Annotated in this window: 16 protein-coding genes and 1 pseudogene; 13 read left to right on the forward strand and 4 right to left on the reverse strand. The window is 63.9% G+C overall.

The annotated features are described in order from the left end of the window. Nucleotides 1–3 precede the first annotated feature (3 nt). Nucleotides 4–516, forward strand: a complete 513-nt coding sequence (locus XBLMG947_RS01640) for a hypothetical protein (protein ID WP_065466092.1) — start codon at nt 4–6, stop codon at nt 514–516. Between the two features lie 19 nt (nt 517–535). Beyond that, complete coding sequence (locus XBLMG947_RS01645; protein WP_065466093.1) at nt 536–1,387, forward strand: pseudouridine synthase; 852 nt, start codon at nt 536–538, stop codon at nt 1,385–1,387. Here the strand turns inward: XBLMG947_RS01645 and XBLMG947_RS01650 are convergent. Next, nucleotides 1,341–1,730, reverse strand: a complete 390-nt coding sequence (locus XBLMG947_RS01650; protein WP_065466094.1) for an HNH endonuclease — start codon at nt 1,728–1,730, stop codon at nt 1,341–1,343. The two genes, XBLMG947_RS01645 and XBLMG947_RS01650, sit on opposite strands and share 47 nt — an antisense overlap. Nucleotides 1,731–1,732: 2 nt before the next feature. Further along, the gene (gene kbl, locus XBLMG947_RS01655) at nt 1,733–2,941 is read right to left on the reverse strand and encodes a glycine C-acetyltransferase (RefSeq protein WP_065466095.1); all 1,209 of its coding nucleotides are present in this window, start codon (nt 2,939–2,941) and stop codon (nt 1,733–1,735) included. A 90-nt stretch (nt 2,942–3,031) separates the two neighbouring features. Between kbl and XBLMG947_RS01660 the strand changes: the two genes are divergently transcribed. From XBLMG947_RS01660 to XBLMG947_RS01680, 5 genes are all read left to right on the forward strand, one after another. Then, complete coding sequence (locus XBLMG947_RS01660; protein WP_065466096.1) at nt 3,032–4,129, forward strand: sulfate ABC transporter substrate-binding protein; 1,098 nt, start codon at nt 3,032–3,034, stop codon at nt 4,127–4,129. A 3-nt stretch (nt 4,130–4,132) separates the two neighbouring features. Beyond that, nucleotides 4,133–4,993 carry a sulfate ABC transporter permease subunit CysT gene (gene cysT / locus XBLMG947_RS01665; protein WP_065466097.1) on the forward strand — a complete coding sequence of 287 codons (861 nt, stop codon included), beginning with the start codon at nt 4,133–4,135 and terminating at the stop codon, nt 4,991–4,993. Further along, nucleotides 4,990–5,943 (forward strand): sulfate ABC transporter permease subunit CysW, encoded by a 954-nt coding sequence (cysW, locus tag XBLMG947_RS01670; protein WP_065466098.1) that lies wholly within the window; start codon nt 4,990–4,992, stop codon nt 5,941–5,943. The genes cysT and cysW overlap by 4 nt, the downstream gene beginning before the upstream one ends. 7 nt (nt 5,944–5,950) lie before the next feature. Further along, nucleotides 5,951–6,982, forward strand: a complete 1,032-nt coding sequence (locus tag XBLMG947_RS01675; RefSeq protein WP_065466188.1) for a sulfate/molybdate ABC transporter ATP-binding protein — start codon at nt 5,951–5,953, stop codon at nt 6,980–6,982. Between the two features lie 279 nt (nt 6,983–7,261). Then, nucleotides 7,262–7,978 (forward strand): TorF family putative porin, encoded by a 717-nt coding sequence (locus XBLMG947_RS01680; RefSeq protein WP_065466099.1) that lies wholly within the window; start codon nt 7,262–7,264, stop codon nt 7,976–7,978. A 381-nt stretch (nt 7,979–8,359) separates the two neighbouring features. Here XBLMG947_RS01680 and tdh read toward each other — a convergent pair whose 3' ends face one another. Together tdh and XBLMG947_RS01690 are read right to left on the reverse strand one after the other, a co-directional pair. Continuing rightward, nucleotides 8,360–9,394, reverse strand: a complete 1,035-nt coding sequence (gene tdh / locus XBLMG947_RS01685; RefSeq protein ID WP_181093134.1) for an L-threonine 3-dehydrogenase — start codon at nt 9,392–9,394, stop codon at nt 8,360–8,362. Nucleotides 9,395–9,787: 393 nt separating this feature from the next. Beyond that, a complete protein-coding gene (locus tag XBLMG947_RS01690) occupies nt 9,788–12,133 on the reverse strand; it encodes a TonB-dependent receptor (RefSeq protein WP_065466100.1) in 2,346 nt (781 codons plus the stop codon). Between the two features lie 193 nt (nt 12,134–12,326). Between XBLMG947_RS01690 and XBLMG947_RS01695 the strand changes: the two genes are divergently transcribed. The 6 genes and pseudogenes from XBLMG947_RS01695 (at nt 12,327) to folC (ending at nt 18,588) form a co-directional block, all read left to right on the forward strand. Then, complete coding sequence (locus tag XBLMG947_RS01695; RefSeq protein ID WP_065466101.1) at nt 12,327–14,441, forward strand: phosphocholine-specific phospholipase C; 2,115 nt, start codon at nt 12,327–12,329, stop codon at nt 14,439–14,441. Nucleotides 14,442–14,893: 452 nt separating this feature from the next. After that, nucleotides 14,894–15,286: a hypothetical protein gene (locus XBLMG947_RS24085; protein WP_425479218.1), complete on the forward strand. Its 393-nt coding sequence runs from the start codon at nt 14,894–14,896 to the stop codon at nt 15,284–15,286. Between the two features lie 75 nt (nt 15,287–15,361). Further along, nucleotides 15,362–15,688, forward strand: a pseudogene (locus XBLMG947_RS24090) (S46 family peptidase); the annotation flags it as partial. Between the two features lie 91 nt (nt 15,689–15,779). After that, nucleotides 15,780–16,424 carry a histidine phosphatase family protein gene (locus XBLMG947_RS01705; RefSeq protein ID WP_065466103.1) on the forward strand — a complete coding sequence of 215 codons (645 nt, stop codon included), beginning with the start codon at nt 15,780–15,782 and terminating at the stop codon, nt 16,422–16,424. Nucleotides 16,425–16,579: 155 nt separating this feature from the next. Then, nucleotides 16,580–17,077 carry a hypothetical protein gene (locus XBLMG947_RS01710; RefSeq protein WP_139074341.1) on the forward strand — a complete coding sequence of 166 codons (498 nt, stop codon included), beginning with the start codon at nt 16,580–16,582 and terminating at the stop codon, nt 17,075–17,077. A 194-nt stretch (nt 17,078–17,271) separates the two neighbouring features. After that, entirely contained in the window at nt 17,272–18,588 is a 1,317-nt protein-coding gene (gene folC, locus XBLMG947_RS01715) for a bifunctional tetrahydrofolate synthase/dihydrofolate synthase (RefSeq protein WP_065466105.1), read from the forward strand. Nucleotides 18,589–18,597 lie beyond the last annotated feature (9 nt).

An 18,597-nucleotide genomic window follows, 5' to 3' on the forward strand; every position in this document is an offset into this window, starting at 1 on the left:
CCGATGCTGCGTACCGCTACGGCAGGACTGCTCTGTCTCGCTCTGATTCCCGCTGCCTACGCCGCTCCGAACTGCGCTAGCAAGATGTCCCAGCCGCTGCCGTTGCCCGCTACCGTTGTCGCACCGGCGGCTGCCGAGTTCTATACCCGCAGCGTGCAGCTGGGCATGCCCACCGGCGTGCTGGCCCAGCCCTATAGCAGCGACCAGTCGGTGGACCGCGTGCTGCTGCGCCTGCGCGTGGAGGGCTGCCAGGATCTTGCCAAGGTCATTCCGCCCGGCGGCACCGTCAACCCGAACGACCCGGCTGCCTACAAGGCCACGACGGCGTTCGACAACACTCCGTGGCGCTTCGACATGAGCCAGAACGGCAAGCGCATGACGGCAGAAGAATTCGATGCCTGGATGAAGGCGCGCGGTGTGCGCGTGGTCAAGGCACGTCCAGCCGCTGGCGCGGCACCAGCAGCGGCCGCACCCGTCCCACCTGCGACCGACGCCAAGTCGGTCGAAAACAAGTAAGCCGCGCGGTCGGGACGGCATGCCCCGGCGGCCTGCGCCGGGAACGTCCCGGCAACCTCAGCGTGGTCCGGGTGCGGCAGGTGGGCTGCGCGCGTCCGCGGTCGCCGATGCCGCGCCACGCCATGGGCTGGCGCGCGTGTTGTCCAAGCTGGGCGTGTGTTCGCGCACAGAAGCGGCGCGCTGGATTGCCGATGGTCGCGTTAGCGTGTCGGCACGCTTGGTGCACGACCCCGAGTTCCCGATACGCGCCGATCAGCAGTCGTCCATCACTGTCGACGGGCAGCCGCTGGCGGGGCCGGCGCGTTTCTACGTGATGCTCAACAAGCCGCGCGGCGTGGTCACCAGCGTGCGCGATGAGCAGGGCAGGGACACGGTCTATCGCTGTTTCGATGGCGCCGGGTTGCCGTGGATCGCACCGGTCGGGCGCTTGGACAAGGCCAGCGAAGGCCTGCTGCTTTTCAGCAACGACCCACAGTGGGCGGCGACGGTCACCGATCCGGCGACCGGGCCGGACAAGACCTATCACGTGCAGATCGATTGCCGCCCCAGTGCCGAGCAGCTGGCGCAGTTGCAGGCGGGGGTGATCGATCCCGATCCTGCGGGCGAAGGTGTGCCGTTGCGTGCCAGGCGGATCAGCGTGCTGCGCGAAGGCGAGCGCAACGCCTGGCTGGAAATCGTATTGGACGAAGGCCGCAACCGGCAGATCCGGCGGCTGTTGGCCGCAGCGGACATCGGGGTGCTGCGGCTGATGCGTGTGGCGATCGGTCCGCTGGCAATGGGTGAACTCGGCAAAGGCGCATGGCGGATGCTGAGCGCCGAGGAAGTCAGAGCGTTGCTGCCGGCGCCCGCCAGCGCGCCAGGCGCGTGCTGAGCAGGGCGCTCACCACTTCGTAAGCGCGTGCATCGCCGGCACCGTTGGCATCGTGACGGCGGCCCTTGGCGTGATTGCAGCCGGCGCAGGCCAGCGCCAGATTGCGCGCATCGTTGGCGTCCTTGCCCACCAACGCGCACAGCGACGCCGCTGCGCGACGACCGAACCAGGCCTGCGGCACCACGTGTTCGAGCGTGGTGTGGCCAAGTGGTTCGCCATCGGCGCGCACCTGCAGACGCCGACGGCAGTGCAGGCAGCGCGTCTCCCAACGACCGTCGAGCAATTGCGCCTGCGCATCGGTCTGCGCCGCCAGCAGCAGCCGTTGGCGCAGCACGGTGCGCATGCTCAGGCGTCGATGACCTTGAGTTCGCGCCCGATCTTGATGAACGCCTCGATCGCTTGATCCAGGTGCCCACGCGTATGCGCGGCGCTGATCTGGGTGCGGATGCGCGCCTGGCCCTTGGGCACCACCGGGAAGAAGAATCCGATCGCGTAGATGCCTTCTTCCAGCAAGCGCTCGGCGAACTTCTGCGCCAGTGGGGCGTCGTACAGCATCACCGGGCTGATCGGATGCACGCCCGGTTTGATATCGAAGCCGGCGGCGGTCATGCGCTCGCGGAAGTAGCGCGTGTTTTCGACCAGCTGCATGCGCAGCTCGCCGGCCGCGTCCAGCATCTCGAAGGCCTTGATGCCGGCGGCCACCACGTGCGGCGGCAACGCGTTGGAGAACAGGTAGGGGCGCGAACGCTGGCGCAGCAGCGCGATCACTTCGCGCTTTGCGGTGGTGAAGCCGCCCAGCGCTCCACCCATCGCCTTGCCCAGCGTGCCGGTGAAGATGTCGATGCGGTCGAGCACGCCCTTGACCTCGGCCGAACCGCGGCCGGTCGCACCGAGGAAGCCGGTGGCATGGCATTCGTCGATATGCACCAGCGCGTTGTACTTGCGGGCCAGGGCAGTGATCTCGTCCAGCGGGGCGATGAAGCCGTCCATCGAGAACACGCCGTCGCTGGTGATCAGCTTGGTCTTGCAGCCGGCCGCGTCGGCGGCCTGCAGCTGCGCTTCCAGGTCGGCCATGTCGCAGTTGGCGTAGCGGAAGCGCTTGGCCTTGCACAGGCGCACGCCGTCGATGATGGAAGCGTGGTTGAGCGCGTCGGAAATGATCGCGTCGTGCTCGCCCAGCAATGGTTCGAACAGGCCACCGTTGGCATCGAAGCAGGCCGCGTACAAAATGGTGTCTTCGGTGCCGAAGAACGCGGCGATGGTGCGTTCGAGCTGCTTGTGCAAATCCTGGGTGCCGCAGATGAAACGCACCGACGCCATGCCGAAACCATGCGTGTCCAGCGCATCCTTGGCGGCCTGGATGATGTCCGGATGGTCGGCCAGGCCCAGGTAGTTGTTGGCGCAGAAATTCAGTACGCGGCAGCCATCGGCCAGGGTGATCTCGGCCGACTGCGGGCCGGTGATGATGCGCTCGGTCTTGAACAGGCCCTGCGCCCGGATGGCATCCAGTTCGGCGGCGTAATGGGCGGTCAGCGCGGCGGGGGCGGTGGTCATGGCGGTCGCAGTGGCAGAGAGAAGCGCAATTTTAACGATCACGGCGGCATACCACTATGTCATGCAAAATCGGCATAAGCAGCGGCGCTGATGTCATTTCACCGCCTGCGTGACGCTGCGCAGCATGGCATGCTTGCGGTTCAGCCACGCTCAACCGGCCAGGAGATCGTCGTGACATACCCCCGTTTCCGTTTTGCTTCCCTTCTTTGCATGCTGCTGGTCCTGGCCGGCCCGGCAGGCGCACGCGAGATCGGGCTGCTCAACGTGAGCTACGACCCTACCCGCGAGTTCTACCGCGACTACAACAGCGCCTTTGCGGCACATTGGAAACAGCAGCATCCGCAGGACACGGTGACCGTGGAGACCTCGCACGGCGGCTCGGGCAAGCAGGCGCGCGCGGTGATCGACGGCATCGAAGCCGACGTAGTGACCCTGGCGCTGGCCTACGACGTGGATGCCATCGCGCAGAAGGCCAAGCTGATCGATACCGCTTGGGAAAAACGCCTGCCCGACAACAGTGCGCCGTACACCTCGACCATTGTGTTTCTGGTGCGCAAGGGCAACCCGAAGAACATCCACGACTGGCCGGACCTGCTGCGCTCGGGCGCGGCGGTGGTGACGCCGAACCCGAAGACCTCCGGTGGCGCGCGCTGGAACTATCTGGCCGCCTGGGCCTACGCCGACCACATCTTCAAGGGCGACCGCGAGCGCATCCTGCGCTACATGCAGGCGTTGTTCCGCAATGTGCCGGTGCTGGATACCGGCGCGCGCGGCGCGACCACCACGTTCGTGCAGCGTGGCATCGGCGATGTGCTGCTGGCCTGGGAAAACGAGGCGCTGCTGGCGCGCGAAGAACTGGGCAAGGACAAATTCGAGATCGTGGTGCCGAAGTTGTCGATCCTGGCCGAGCCATCGGTGGCGTTGGTCGACAAGAACGTCGACAAGCATGGCACGCGCGATGTGGCCGAAGCCTACCTGCGCTATCTGTACGCACCGGAAGGGCAGAAGCTGGCAGCCAAGCATTTCTATCGCCCACGGCATCCGGAATTTGCCGACCTCGCCGACATGGCGCGCTTTCCGGACATCAAGCTGGTGACCATCCAGGAGGCGTTCGGCTCGTGGGAGAAGGCGCAGCAGGAGCACTTCGCCGACGGTGGCGTGTTCGACCAGATCCAGGCCAACAAGTAGACGATGTCGATGTCGGTTGCCCCCCACCCAGCCCCGGCATCGCGCCGACGCGTGATGCCGGGGCTGGGCCTGAGTCTGGGGATTACCTTGACCTGGCTTGGTCTGATTGTGCTGATCCCGCTGCTGGGCATCTTCATCAAGACCAGCGGCCTGGGCTGGGACGGTCTGTGGCGGGTATGGAGCGAGCCGCGCGTGCTGTCGGCGTTGCGGCTGAGCTTCGGTACTGCACTTGCTGCGGGCGCCTTCAATGCGGTGATGGGTACCTGGGTGGCGTGGGTATTCGTGCGCTACCAGTTTCCGGGCAAGCGCTTCTTCGATGCGGTGATCGATCTGCCATTCGCGTTGCCGACGGCAGTGGCCGGCATTGCGCTGACCGCGCTGTACGGCGGCAACGGTTGGGTCGGCCGCTGGCTGGAGGCGATCGGCATCAAGGTGGCTTACACGCAGTTGGGGATCGTGCTGGCGTTGGTGTTCGTCGGCCTGCCGTTCGTGGTGCGGGTGGTGCAGCCGGTGCTGGCCGAGAGCGATCGTGAAATGGAGGCTGCCGCTGCCACATTGGGCGCCTCGCGCTGGCAGACGGTGTGGCGGGTGGTGCTGCCGGGGGTGTGGCCGGCGGTTCTGACCGGATTCGCGCTGGCCTTTGCGCGCGGTGTGGGCGAGTACGGCTCGGTGATCTTCATTGCCGGCAACCTGCCCAATTCCACCGAGATCGCGCCACTACTGATCACCATCCGGCTGGAAGAGTTCGATTACGCCGGCGCCACCGCCATTGCCGCGGCGATGTTGTTGCTGTCGTTCGTGATTTTGCTGGTGGTCAATACGCTGCAGGCACGCCTGTTGCGCTATCAACGGAGGCCGGCATGACTGATGCTGTTTCCTCGTTGCCCTCCATGTTGCAGACACGTGCAATGACCGAGCAGGCGCGTCGCATCACCGATTCGGCCACCAATGAGCCGCGTTGGGCGCAATGGCTGATGATTCTGGGTGCGTTGCTCTTTCTGCTGGCGTTTCTGCTGCTGCCGCTGGTACTGGTGTTCGCCGAGGCATTGCGTGGCGGTTGGGAGACCTTCCTGCGTGCAGTGGTCGACCCGGACGCGCTGTCGGCGATCAAGCTCACCTTGCTGGTGACGGCGATCGTGCTGCCGTTGAATCTGGTGTTCGGGGTGGCCGCCGCATGGGCCATCAGCAAGCATCAGTTCTGGGGCAAACGCTTGCTGGTCAGCCTGATCGACCTGCCGTTTTCGGTGTCGCCGGTGGTGGCGGGATTGATCTTCGTGCTGATCTTCGGGCGCAGCGGCTGGGCCTGGCCATTGATCGACGAAGGCTGGCATCTGCAACTGCCGGCGCTGGGCGAGTTCGTGATTCAGCTGCCGCGGATCGTGTTCGCGCTGCCGGGCATCGTGCTGGCGACCACGTTCGTGACATTTCCCTTCATCGCGCGCGAGTTGATGCCGCTGATGGAGCAGCAGGGCAGCGACGAAGAACTGGCGGCACTGAGTCTGGGTGCGAACGGCTGGCAGATGTTCTGGCGGGTGACCTTGCCCAATATCCGCTGGGGCCTGTTGTATGGCGTGTTGTTGTGCGCGGCGCGTGCGATGGGCGAGTTCGGTGCGGTGTCGGTGGTGTCCGGGCATATCCGCGGGCGCACCAATACGCTGCCGCTGCATGTGGAAATTCTCTACAACGAATACGCCTACAGCGCCGCATTTGCGTGCGCGTCGCTGCTGGCATTGACCGCGCTGCTGACGCTGGCGCTGAAGACATATCTGGAATGGCGGCACGGCGATGCGCTGGCCGCCAACCACCGCCATTGAGGTGACCATGGGCATCCGCATCCACCGCCTGCGCAAGCAGTTCGAGACCTTCACCGCCCTGGACGACATCACCCTGGATGTGCGCCAGGGCGAGTTGCTGGCCCTGCTTGGGCCTTCGGGCTCGGGCAAGACCACGTTGCTGCGGATCATGGCCGGGCTGGAGCATGCCGATGGCGGGCAGGTGCTGTTCGGTGACGAAGATGCCACCCGCATGAGCGTGCAATCGCGTCGGGTCGGCTTCGTGTTCCAGCATTACGCCCTGTTCAAGCATATGGACGTGTTCGAGAACATCGCCTTCGGGCTGCGGGTGCGCCGCGGCAACGAGCGCTGGGCCGAAGCGCGCATCCGTGCGCGGGTGGAAGAACTGCTGGCGCTGGTGCAGCTGCAAGGCCTGGAGCAGCGCTACCCGACCCAGTTGTCCGGCGGGCAGCGGCAGCGTGTGGCGCTGGCGCGTGCGTTGGCGATCGAGCCGCGCGTGTTGCTGCTGGACGAACCATTCGGCGCGCTGGATGCGCAGGTGCGCCGCGACCTGCGTCGCTGGCTGCGCGCGTTGCACGAGCAGACCGGTTTGACCACGGTGTTCGTGACCCACGACCAGGAAGAAGCGCTGGAACTGGCCGACCGTGTCGCCATCCTCAACCGTGGCCGCATCGAGCAGCTCGACACCCCGGCGATGATCTACGACAAGCCAGCCTCGCCGTTCGTGTATTCGTTCGTGGGTGCGGTGAACCGCATTCCCGGTGTGCTGGCGCAAGGGCAGATCCAGGTGGCTGGACACGCATTGCCCTTGGCGAATAGCGCGTTGGCAGCAGGGCCGGTCGAGGTGTATGTGCGGCCGGAAGATCTGGTGCCCGACGACGCCGGCTGGCCGGCGACGGTGGCGTGGTCGCAGCGCAGCGGCGCGCGCTTGCGTCTGCGCGCAACACTGGAACCGGCAGGCAACGAAGTGGAAGTGGAACTGCCGGCCTCGGCGGGAAGTTTTCAGCCAGGGCAACAGCTACGGCTGGCAGCTCGGCAGTACGGGGTATTTCCCGCGTAAGGAGCGTTGACGGAGATGGGCCTACCGGGAAGAAACGTGCAGACGTGTTTTCGCTTTCGCTGTGACGAATCCCAAATTCCGAATTTCAGATCTCGCACCTCAAGATTCGGCGCAATCGGTCGATGCAATGAGTGTCTGATTCGCGCATCGGCGTGTGAGTGTGTGCGCTGGATCAAGCGAACGCGAGTTTTATGTTGCACTGCAATGACGGCTGGACTAAATAAGTCATTGCAGTCTCGCTCCGCGCCATTCCATCGCTCATCGCTCCAGGAGATGCCCATGAAGTCGTCCTCGCTCGCTTGTTATCTGTCGTTGCTGCTGTTAGGCGTTGCGCCGCTTGCGCAGGCACAGGACGCAGATGCGCCCGCATCGCCGTTGAGCGGCACTTTCGCCGTGACCAGCGATTACCTGTTCCGTGGTATCTCGCAGACCAACGAAGAACCTGCGTTTCAGGCGGGATTGACCTACAAGCTTCCGCACGGCTTCTATGTCGGGACCTGGGGCTCCAACATCGACGTCGGCGAGGGCGACCCGGATTGGGAAGTGGACGGCTTCGTCGGCTACAACGCCGAGCTCGGTACCCGGTGGGACTTCGATGTGATGGTGAATCGCTATCAGTATCCGGGTGCGGGCGCCACAAGTTACGCCGAGCTGATCACCAAGACCACGTTCTTGAAGACCTATAGCTTGACCGTCGCCTACACCAACGATTTGTATGGCACCGATACGGACGGCTATTACTACGCGCTGGATGCCAACTGGCCGTTGCCGCACGATTTCACCATCGGCGCGCATGCAGGGCACACCGTCTATACCTCGGCGCTCAGCCAGGTGGACCACGACTACAACGACTTCGGCGTGAACGTGGGCAAGACCTTCGGTCCGCTCGGTCTGAGTGTGGGCTATTACGACACCAGCAAGGCGGCAGAATTCGGCTTCGGTCGCCAGAATTCGCAGAATCATCTGGTGGCTACAGCGACGGTGACCTGGCCGTAAGGGCGATTGACCGAAGCGACTCCGACGATGAGCGGAGTCGTGGTGATGCGGGAGCATGGCGCCTTGGGGCTTCTGCCTCTATTCCCCAACGACGTCAGCACTTCGAGAGTTTGATTCGTTTGTATTCCAGTGATTGCAGTGTGCGGATCGATCACTTGCAGAGCGGCTGATTCGTGTGTCGACTGCGGGATCCTCGTCTGCCCATCCTCGCAAGCAAGGCATTCGATCTGCTGAGCGTTCTCTGGATGCTCGCCAACCCCGCGTTTCTTAACGTGCTCCGTTCGCACTCGAGAATTGCTCGCTGCGTTCGTCGGCACTTCTGGAGACGGAAATACAAAAGGCGCCCCGCGGCGCCTTTTGCGTCTCTGCAGTGTCAGCCGATCAATTCCAGCTCAACACGACCTTGCCGGCCTTGCCTTCTTCCATCAGGTCGAAGCCCTTCTGGAAATCGTCGATCGGCAGCTGATGGGTCAGCACCTTGTGCAGCGGAAAACCAGACAGCACCAGCTGCGTCATCTTGTACCAGGTCTCATACATCTTGCGGCCGTAGATACCCTGCACGGTGAGGCCCTTGAAGATGATCTTGTCCCAGTCGCAACCGGCGCCGCGCGGCATGATGCCGAGCATGGCGATCTTGCCGCCGTGGTACATGCAATCGAGCATGTCGTTGAACGCGCGTGGGTTGCCGCTCATTTCCAGACCGACGTCGAAGCCCTCCATGTGCAGGTCGGCCATGACGTCCTTGAGCGAGGTCTTGGAAACGTTGACCACGCGCGTGGCGCCCATGTCGGCGGCCAGCTTGAGGCGGAAATCGTTGACGTCGGTGACCACCACATTGCGCGCACCGATGTGTTTGCAGATGCCGGCGGCAATGATCCCGATCGGGCCGGCACCGGTGATCAACACGTCTTCGCCGATGACGTCGAATTCCAGCGCGCAGTGCGCGGCGTTGCCGTAGGGATCGAAGAACGCGGCCAGCTCGGAGGGAATCTGGTCGGGAATCGGCCATAGGTTGCTGGCCGGCATCACCATGTATTCGGCGAACGCGCCGTTGACGTTGACGCCGATGCCCACGGTGTTGGGACACAGATGCGGGCGGCCGCCGCGGCAGTTGCGGCAGTGTCCGCACACGATGTGGCCTTCGGCCGACACGCGCTGGCCGACCTGGTAACCGGTCACCGCCGAACCGAGCTCGGCCACGCGGCCGACGAACTCATGGCCGATGGTCAGGCCAGGGGTGATGGTGCGCTGGCTCCACTCGTCCCACAGGTAGATGTGCAGATCGGTGCCGCAAATAGCGGTCTTTTCCAGCTTGATCAGCACGTCGTTGGGGCCGGGCGCCGGCACGGGCACCCGTTCCAGCCAGATGCCTTTGTTCGCTTCGCGCTTGACCAGCGCCTTCATCGTCTGCGCCATCTGGCGGGGCCTGCTGAGTGAAAGTAAGTCGGCGATTATAGGCATCGCGGCCTGTATTCCATGCGGCGGTGCAGGAAGGGACGTGGTGGCCGACGGCGATGAGCAGGGCAGGGCCGATGCAGTCCTCGCCTTGTGGGATGAAGGTGGCACTTCGGCGCAGGACGATGGCGCCGCAGGGATCTGGCGTCGCCTGTGATGGCAGGCGCGTCGCTACGCACTGCCAAGGCGAATCATCGGTCTTGCCCAACCTCAAACCTGCCTAAGCTCCGCTCCCCTGTCCGGCCCGGTCCGCGCTTGAGGCCAGATACTTCACGGCAAGCGCGCCTATGGCGCACCTGGCGTACCGTCTGCCCCCAAGCGAGGTGAGGCGGTTGCGGAGTCGTCATCGGCTGCTTAGAACTTCACATCCAGGCTCATGAAGTACTGCCGCGGTGCGCCGACCACCATGGTCTGGTTGTAGCCATCCGGATCGGAGGCGACATAGCCGTTGGTGCCGGTGCTGGCGAAGTAGCGTTTGTCGGTGAGGTTGGTGACGTTGAGCGCCAGTGCCACGTCCGCTACCCCGCCGACACGGCCGAAGTCGTAACGCGCGCCGGCATTGAACAGCCAGTACGACGGCACCTGCGAGTCGTTGAGGAAGGTGATGTAGCGCTTGTCCACGTACTTGCCATCCAGATCCAGGCGCAAGTTGCCGATCTGGTAGCTAGCGCTGGAAGAGAACATCAACGCCGGGATGCCGACCACGTCCTTGCCCGATGTGGCCACGACGCCGTTGTTGAGGTAATTGTCCTGGTAACGCGAGCGGTTCCACGAGAGCGAGTTCAACCAGCTCAGGCCTTCGGCCGGGCGCCACAGCAATGCCAGATCCGCGCCGGCGCTATGCACCGCGCCAACGTTGCTCAGGATCGCCGCGCAGGTCTGCACCGCGGTGCACGGCGAGGTGGTCAGCAGTCGGTTGGAGAACTTGGTGAAGTAGGCATCGGCCGAGAGCTGGAACTGCGCATCCTGCACGCGATAGCCCACCTGCACGGTCTGCGATTCTTCCGGCTCCAGCGTGGAGCGGCTGCGGTCGAACGCTGCCTGCGAGGTGCCGAACGGAGTGAAGCCGAAGGCCGCGATGTTCTTGCTGTAGGACGCGTAGAGGTCCTGACGGTCGTCGAGCTTGTAGTTGATGCCCAGCTGCGGCAGGAAATTCTCTTCGGCGCGAATGCGGCCTTGTGCCAGTGCGGTGGTCGGTACCAGCGATTGCGCGCGCGTGGTGGTGCTGAGCGCCTTGGCGCCGTAATTCAGGGTCAGTCGGTCGTCGAGCAGGCGCACGGTGTCCTGCAAGTACAACATGCGGGTCTGCGTGCTGTAGCGCTGCAGGAAGTCGCGGCGGAACGGGGTCTGCGCTTCGTACACGTTGTACAGCGAGGTATATCCCTCGTTGCCGAGCGCGAAGTAGTTGCGGCCCTGCGAGGTGCGCGCGTTTTCTGCCCATGCGCCCACTTCCAGATCGTGATTGCCCCACGACCACTTCAGGGCGCTGGTGCCGCCGAAGCGATCCATGCCGTAGTCGGTGGTGCGCATCGACAGTGGAATCTGTGCAGAAGTACGCACGTACGGCGTCACCCATTGGCCTTCGCCGCGATTGCCGTGGTAGTACCCGGTTGCATCGAGCGTTGCGCCGCCGAACACGAATGTGCCCGACAAGCCCGCCAGGTTGTCGCGACGCAGGCCGCCGCCGGCGTAATAGCTGGCATCGAGCCAGCTGTAGTCGTCGGGCAGACCCGCCAGCGATTGCGGGTAGCCGTTGGCCACGCCACTGGTGGCGCCGGTGTTCTGATACGCGCGTGCCATCTGCACGGCGGTGGCCCAATCCGGCTGCAGGTAGTCGAAGTCCCAGCCGATCGCGCGCTGGCTGGTCAACGACAGATCCATGTAGTCGTATTCCTTGCGCCGCGAGGTATCCACGAACAGGCTCAGGCGGTTGCCGTCGCCCCATTGGTAGACCGTCTTGAGATTGGCCTGCTCGGATGTCTGATCGCCGTAGCCCTTCCACTTGTCGGTGCTGGCATTGGCGTAAGACAGATACGCCGACAACCCATCGCGATCGCCGGTGTCTGCACGCACGAAGGTGCGACGCGTTGCATCGCTGCCCACTGTCTGCACCAGCCGCGCGCCGGGCGTGGTCTGCGGATCGGCCGAGTAGAACTGCATCGTGCCGCCGAGATTGGTGTTGGACGCGGTGCCGAGCGCGCCGGCGCCTTGCGCGATCTCCACCGAACCGAGGTTTTCCGAAATGATGGCACGCGTGATGTGCAAGCCGTTGGTCACGCCGTAGCTCATGTTGCCGAGCGGAATGCCGTCGAGCGTGTACCCCAGGCGGCTTTGATCGAAGCCATGCAGGGTCACCTGCGTGGACCACTCGTAGGTACCGAATGGATCTGCCGCCTGGAACTGCACGCCCGGCAGTTTCTCCACTGCCTTGAATGCGCTGCTGCCGGGTGTCAGCTGCTCGATGTCCTGCCGGCTGATGCGCTGCACCTGGCGCGTACTGCCTTGTGATACCACGTTGACCGCATCCAGCTGGGTAGCATTGGTAGCGGCATCGGCCATGGGGGCCGGGGCATCGGCTACCGGCGCATCTGCAACGGCCACCGGATCGGCAACCGGTGTGGCAGCAGAGGCCATGACTGGAAGCAGCGTGGCCAGCGCAAGCGCCAGCGGAGTGACATGAAAACGGCGAGCGGAAGTCATGGGGGAATCCTGTTCGAGCACGGCTGAGGGCAACGCACGGTGCAAGACCGGCGTTTCGCGACGCAGGGTGTCAACGACTCATGAAACATTGATGACGGTGGTTGTCGCAAAACTGTCGTGCTTGCCCGCTATACGTGTCGTAGCCGGCCGCACTGCGCGGCGATGTACACGCATTTCTCGCAGGTCCCTACCCATGACGTCTTCCCCCTCGCGCCGCGATTTTCTCAAGCGCGTTGCCGCGCTCACCGCTGCCGGTGCCTTGCCGTCTTCGATCGGTCGCGCGCTCGCGCTGCCAGCCAACTCGCGTACCGGGACCCTGCGCGACATCGAACACGTGGTGATCCTGATGCAGGAAAACCGCTCGTTCGATCATTACTTCGGCGCGCTGCGCGGCGTGCGCGGCTTCGGCGACCCGCGTGCGTTGCAACTGCGCGATGGTCATCCGGTGTGGAGTCAGCCTGCCGCCGACGGACGACGTCTGCTGCCGTTCGCGTTCGATTCGCAAAACACCTGCGCGCCTTTGATCAAGAGCCTGGACCACTCCTGGAAGGCCGGTCACGGGCAGGACCCGGCTCGCTGGGCCGAATACGATGCGTGGGTGCCGTACAAGGGCGAATTGACGATGGGATATTTCCAGCGTCGCGACATCCCGTACTACCACGCGCTTGCCGACGCGTTCACCATCTGCGATGGCTACTTCTGCTCGATGCACGGGCCGACCAATCCCAATCGCATGTACCTGTTCACCGGCACCAGCGGCCTGAGCGTGGGCGACACGCGCGCACAGGTGGCCGACAACGCCGATGACGGCAACTGGACCGCCGACATGGCGCGCGACAAACCTGGTTATGCAGCGATGGGCTGGACCACCTACGCGCAGCGACTGCAGGCTGCCGGCATCGATTGGCGCGTGTACCAGGAATACGACAACTTCGGCTGCAATTCACTGGCGTATTTTGCGCACTACCGTGGGCTGGATCCGGCTGACGAACGTTATCGCCGCGCACGCGCGTATGTGGCGGGATCCACCGCAGAAAACGCGCCCCACACCCAGGCCGATCACCTGATTGCCGCGATTGAAGCCGACGTGCAGGGCAATCGCTTGCCGCAGGTGTCGTGGATCGTTCCGCCGACTGCATATTGCGAACATCCCGAAGCGCCGCCGGCTTACGGCGAATCGCTGGTAGCGCGGTTGATCGATGCGCTGACCTCCAATCCGGAGGTCTGGGCGAAGACGGCGCTGATCATCAACTACGACGAGAACGATGGGTTCTTCGATCATGTGCCGGCGCCGTTGCCTGCGCTGGATGCGCGCATGGGCCGCAGCAATGTCGATGTGCGCGGCGAGGCCTACAACGGCGTGCCGGTGGGTCTGGGCATCCGCGTGCCGATGCTGGTGATCTCGCCGTGGACGCGCGGTGGCTGGGTCAATTCGCAGGTGTTCGATCACACCTCGGTGTTGCGCCTGCTGGAACGGCGCTTCGGCGTCGCCGAGCCGAACATCAGCCCTTGGCGTCGCGCGGTCAGTGGCGATCTCAGCAGCGTGTTCGATTTCCGCAAGCCGGACGATTCTGCGTTGAGCGCGTTGCCCTCCATCGACGACTACCGCGCCCGCACGGCCGCGGTGCGCAACAAGCCGCTACCGACGCCGCCCGCCAGCGCCATCATGCCGCGGCAGGAGCCCGGCCAACGTCCGGCGCGCGCGTTGCCGTATGCCTTGCAGGTACACGCGCGCGTGCAAGGCGATGGCATGGTGCAGTTGCAGTTCGTCAACGCCGGCGCCGCTGCTGCTGCGTTCAATGTCTACACCAGCGCCGCACGCGGCGGCCCGTGGTACTACACCGTGCAAGCAGGTACCCGGCTGGACGACGTGCCGGTGGATGCCGCTTCCGGAGGCCGCTATGACTTGCGCGTGCATGGACCCAATGGCTTCCTGCGCGAATTTGCCGGCGATCCGGCGGCCAAGGCGGAACCATCGACCGCGCCCTGGGTAGAAGCGCGACAGGACGGCGGCACGCTTGTCCTGGAGATTGGCAATGCCGGGCGACACTCTTGCACACTGCAACTGCGTGCGCTGGACTACGCAGACCCAACCCCGCGCGCGCTGCATTTGTCCGCAGGTCAGCGCGAGACACTGCACCTGCCGCTGGCCGCCAGTGACCACTGGTACGACATGGTGGTCGAGCAGCCGGGCACGGCGTTCCGGCGTCGTCTGGCCGGGCACCTGGAAACCGGCAACCCCAGCCGCAGCGACCCCGCGTTCGGCCGATGTGGAGCGAAAGACATCGGGTTTCCTTTCGTGGTCTGATGCAGCCCAGGGGGCGCCCGCATGAGATGCATGCTTGGTCTAACTTAGCGCATTGATCAGCGTCGAATCGACAATCGTGCCCGATCGCAAGCGCTGGTTCGGCTCCAAAGTCGTTCGGAATGGTGGATAATTTTTCCTCAGCCGCCCACTGAGTTTATTGGATCGGGTCCATCATCTGGATGCTGGTTCAATCAATGGAGATCTTCATGATCAACACGTCTGTCAAGGCGATTAATAGCCATCATATCTCCTCCTCTTCCTCCGAGGAGCCGCAACGTCAGTCGCCGCAACCGGATGCAAGCGCTGATCCAACATGTATCCCTCCTGCACTAGGCGGTCTGCCATCGATTCGGCAGGGTTTGTAAGCAACACGGCGAGACGCAAACAAGACCTCGTCTTTCGAGCATTCACGGCGTACGGAAGCTTTCAACGCACAACGCCAGGCTATTGCCATGCAGCCTGGTCCGTCTAAGAATCCTCACCTTACTGCACTCGATAAGCTTCAGGAACGCAACTTCGAGCCAGCACCTGGGGGCGTAAAAATTCCGCTCACGCCTAATTCGCTTCCCGGTGGTGGAGGCAAGCGAGTTCAAGTAGTTGGTACTTCATCGCGGGACGTCCAGGTTGTTACTGCGGGAATTGCACCTGCGCTGCAGGAAGCGATAGATGATAAGAAGATTTTCATTCAAAATCTAAGGCAAGAGTTACAAGAAGCCCGGGAAGAGAGCAATCCGACGACGATCGCCCATAATGCGCAGGCCTTGGACCAAGCGCTTGCTGATCTGCGTTCTATGATGGGGCAAGCCGCGGTACATTTAGAAGAGAGCCGTCGGATAAATAGATGATTTAGAGTTGACCGCGAGAATAGGTACGCACGGGATGCAGTGCCAGTGTGTTGCAATTGGAGCTTGGTCGGCCGCGTAGCTGCCAAGGAGACCAGCGCCGACGCGTTCTATTCGCCCAAGGCCTTGCTGGATGTGGCGAGGGCCAAGCGCCTGGGCTCGGTGCCGGTCAATTTCCTGTCGGATCTGGACATCACCGGCGGCAACGCCGGCTCGCCGGTGATGGACGCGCAGGGCAAGCTGGTCGGCCTGGCATTCGACGGAAATTGGGAGTCGGTGAGCAGCAACTGGATCTTCGACCCGGCGATGACGCGCATGATCGCCGTGGACAGCCGCTATCTGCGGTGGATCATGACCGGAGTCGCTCCGACGCCACAGCTGTTGAAGGAACTCGGCGTGCGCTGACGCGGGCAGCCGGCGGGGCGGCGGTAGGGGTTATCATGCGGTCCCGTTTCGCTGCGGCGAGCCGGCCCCTCCCCCAAGGAACTCCCAGCGCATGCGCATCCTGCTTGCTCGTCACGGCGAGACGCCGTGGAACGCCGAAGGCCGTTACCAGGGCCAGATCGATATTCCGCTGTCACCGGTCGGCGAAGGCCAGGCACGCGCGTTGGGCCAACGGCTGCACACGCTGCAGATCGACCGCGCAGTGGCGTCGCCGCTGTCGCGCGCGCAGGCCACTGCCAAGGCCGCCCTGGGCGCATCGCGCGTGGCGTTGCTGCAGACCGATGCCGACCTGCAGGAAATCGCGCACGGCGAATGGGAGGGCCTGCTGGCCAGCGAGATCAACGACAAGGATCCCGCACGCCTGCGCGCCTGGCGCGAAGAACCCGACACCGTGCTGATGCCGGGCGGCGAATCGTTGCGTCAGGTGCTGGACCGCAGCTGGCGCGGCCTGGTGCGCGCCGCCGATGGACTGGGTGCCGACGCCACCTTGCTGGTGGTCGCGCACGATGCGGTCAATCGCGTGATCCTGTGCAAGATCCTGGGCCTGCCGTTGTCCAAGCTGTGGACCTTCCGCCAGGCCCCGACCACGCTGAACCTGCTCGAAGGCGACGACGTCGAGCATCTCGAAGTGGTGCGCCTCAACGACTGCGCGCACCACACACCGTTCTTTGGCGAAGCCAAGCATCGGGCGCTGTAGCGTCTGGCAACGTCAGCGCAGGTCTACCAGGACGGAGACGCGTCATCATGGACATGTCGCGGTTCAAAGAAAGACTGTGGCCGCCATGCCTCTTTCTGACATTCTTGTTTTTTCTGCAGGTCCACTATTTCAGGTTTCTTCCGCCGACGAACGCATTGATCGATCTGACCTTTGTGGTCGCATGTGTTGCAGCTGCGATGTTTTTTTCCTTGTTGCTGTGGGCCAATGCAACTGGCCAGCTTCAACGTCAGATCGAAGCACAGGGTGCCGGCAGCGTCATGTTCCGGTGGTCGTTGCTGGGCATCGTCATTGCGATGCTGGGATGGTCATTGATTGTCAGACTCGGTCCCTGGGTATGGACCGAAGTCTTTGGCGATATGTACTCAGAAGATGTCCTGATCCGCTCGGCGTCTGGGAGTTTGCTCTGCCCGCATGCGGTAACCGTGGACCCCATGCCGCGTCGAGCCCCGCAACGGCTTTGTCTGCTGGCTGGTGAAGTTCCTGATTTGGGTGACGGATATGTACAGGCAGTGATCGAGGGAAACGCTCAGCTGCTGGCTCTACAGTGCGCAACCTTCATCTCAATGCCACCCATCAGTGATTGGGTAGTGATGCGCGTCCTGACGGATGGCGTGATGTGGTTGCTCACCTGATGGCGTGCGATGTCATGGAGAAATTGGTCAGGTAAGGGATGGATCTGCAACTTCCAGAAGCGGCTCCGCAAACATCCGAGCGGTTCGAGTGGCCGGCAGTCACGTGAAGTGCCTGCGCGGTTTTTCATCGGGCCTCAGCCATCGCTTTGCTGATCAATTGTGCGCCGCATTGGCGATAATGCTCCCCAGGACACATGACATCAGGTAACCCCGTGCCCACTCCCACCATACTCTCCGACTGGCTGGCCTACATCGAGCAGCAGCATCCCAGTAGCATCGCGATGGGGTTGGAGCGCGTGCGCGAAGTGGCTGCGCGCTTGCAGATCGCAGCGCCGGCAAAGCACGTCATCGTCGTGGGCGGGACCAATGGCAAGGGCTCGACCGTGGCCTTTATCGAGGCGATCGGGCGTGCAGCCGGCTGGAAGGTCGGTGCCTACACGTCGCCGCATGTGCTGCGTTACAACGAGCGCGTACGCATCGATGGCGAGGAGGCCAGCGACGCGCAGCTGGTCGAGGCGTTTGCTGCGGTCGAGACGGCGCGTGGCGATACCGCGTTGACCTATTTCGAGTTCGGCACGCTGGCGGCGCTGTGGCTGTTTCAACAGTCCGCGCTGGAGTTGGCGGTGCTGGAAATCGGTCTGGGCGGGCGCCTGGATGCGGTGAACATCGTCGATTCGGATGTGGCGGTGATCACCACCGTCGATATCGACCACACCGATTGGCTGGGCGAAGAGCGCGAGGCGATCGGCGCCGAGAAGGCCGGCATCATCCGCGCATGGAAGCCGGTGGTGTTGGGCGAGATCGATCCGCCGTCCAGCGTGCTGCGTCGGGCCTATCAACTGGGTGCCAATGCGATCCGCGCGGGCAGCGATTATTTCTTCGAGCCGATCGGTGCGTCGCATGCGGAGACCCCGCAATCCGACGCGCCGCGGTGGCGCTGGCGCGATGTGGCCGTGACGCTGGAATTGCCGATGCCGGCATTGCACGCGCCGGTGCAGCTGGCCAATGCCGCTGCCGCAATCGCCGCATTGCAGGCGTTGCCGGTGGAAGTGCCCGCTGCAGCCTGGGCGCAGGGCATCGGCAACGCGCAAGTGGCCGGGCGGTTGCAGCGCCTTGAGGTCGAGGGCGTGCAGGTGTTGCTGGATGTCGGCCACAACCCGCAGGCCGCGCGCGCGCTGGCCGCCGCGCTCGGTGCGCGGGCGCACGCCGGCAGCACGTACGCGATCTACGCTGCACTGGCCGACAAGGACGTTTTGGGCGTGGTGGAGGCGGTCGCTACGCAGATCGACCACTGGGCGCTGGCCGGGCTGGAGGGCGCACGCGGGCAATCGGCGCAGGCCTTGCAAGCCCGTCTGCACGGCAGTGCCGCCGCGCAGGCGCCGTGCCATCGTGATGTTGCCACTGCAGTGCACGCGGTCCTGGCCACAGCCAGTCCCGGCGACCGCGTGCTGGTCTTCGGCTCGTTTTACACCGTGGCCGACGCACTTGAAGCACTTCATTCAGCCCGCTGAGGTCGTCGA

Origin of the sequence: Xanthomonas bromi, assembly GCF_900092025.1 — a bacterium.
Taxonomy (GTDB): domain Bacteria; phylum Pseudomonadota; class Gammaproteobacteria; order Xanthomonadales; family Xanthomonadaceae; genus Xanthomonas; species Xanthomonas bromi.

Excerpts from the sequence above, each read along its gene's own strand:
- XBLMG947_RS01640 (WP_065466092.1), top strand. The coding sequence starts at position 4 with ATGCTGCGTACCGCTACGGCAGGACTGCTCTGTCTCGCTCTGATTCCC.
- XBLMG947_RS01645 (WP_065466093.1), top strand. The coding sequence starts at position 536 with ATGCCCCGGCGGCCTGCGCCGGGAACGTCCCGGCAACCTCAGCGTGGT.
- XBLMG947_RS01650 (WP_065466094.1), bottom strand. The coding sequence starts at position 1,730 with ATGCGCACCGTGCTGCGCCAACGGCTGCTGCTGGCGGCGCAGACCGAT.
- kbl (WP_065466095.1), bottom strand. The coding sequence starts at position 2,941 with ATGACCACCGCCCCCGCCGCGCTGACCGCCCATTACGCCGCCGAACTG.
- XBLMG947_RS01660 (WP_065466096.1), top strand. The coding sequence starts at position 3,032 with ATGTCATTTCACCGCCTGCGTGACGCTGCGCAGCATGGCATGCTTGCG.
- cysT (WP_065466097.1), top strand. The coding sequence starts at position 4,133 with ATGTCGATGTCGGTTGCCCCCCACCCAGCCCCGGCATCGCGCCGACGC.
- cysW (WP_065466098.1), top strand. The coding sequence starts at position 4,990 with ATGACTGATGCTGTTTCCTCGTTGCCCTCCATGTTGCAGACACGTGCA.
- XBLMG947_RS01675 (WP_065466188.1), top strand. The coding sequence starts at position 5,951 with ATGGGCATCCGCATCCACCGCCTGCGCAAGCAGTTCGAGACCTTCACC.
- XBLMG947_RS01680 (WP_065466099.1), top strand. The coding sequence starts at position 7,262 with ATGAAGTCGTCCTCGCTCGCTTGTTATCTGTCGTTGCTGCTGTTAGGC.
- tdh (WP_181093134.1), bottom strand. The coding sequence starts at position 9,394 with ATGGCGCAGACGATGAAGGCGCTGGTCAAGCGCGAAGCGAACAAAGGC.
- XBLMG947_RS01690 (WP_065466100.1), bottom strand. The coding sequence starts at position 12,133 with ATGACTTCCGCTCGCCGTTTTCATGTCACTCCGCTGGCGCTTGCGCTG.
- XBLMG947_RS01695 (WP_065466101.1), top strand. The coding sequence starts at position 12,327 with ATGACGTCTTCCCCCTCGCGCCGCGATTTTCTCAAGCGCGTTGCCGCG.
- XBLMG947_RS24085 (WP_425479218.1), top strand. The coding sequence starts at position 14,894 with ATGCAGCCTGGTCCGTCTAAGAATCCTCACCTTACTGCACTCGATAAG.
- XBLMG947_RS01705 (WP_065466103.1), top strand. The coding sequence starts at position 15,780 with ATGCGCATCCTGCTTGCTCGTCACGGCGAGACGCCGTGGAACGCCGAA.
- folC (WP_065466105.1), top strand. The coding sequence starts at position 17,272 with ATGACATCAGGTAACCCCGTGCCCACTCCCACCATACTCTCCGACTGG.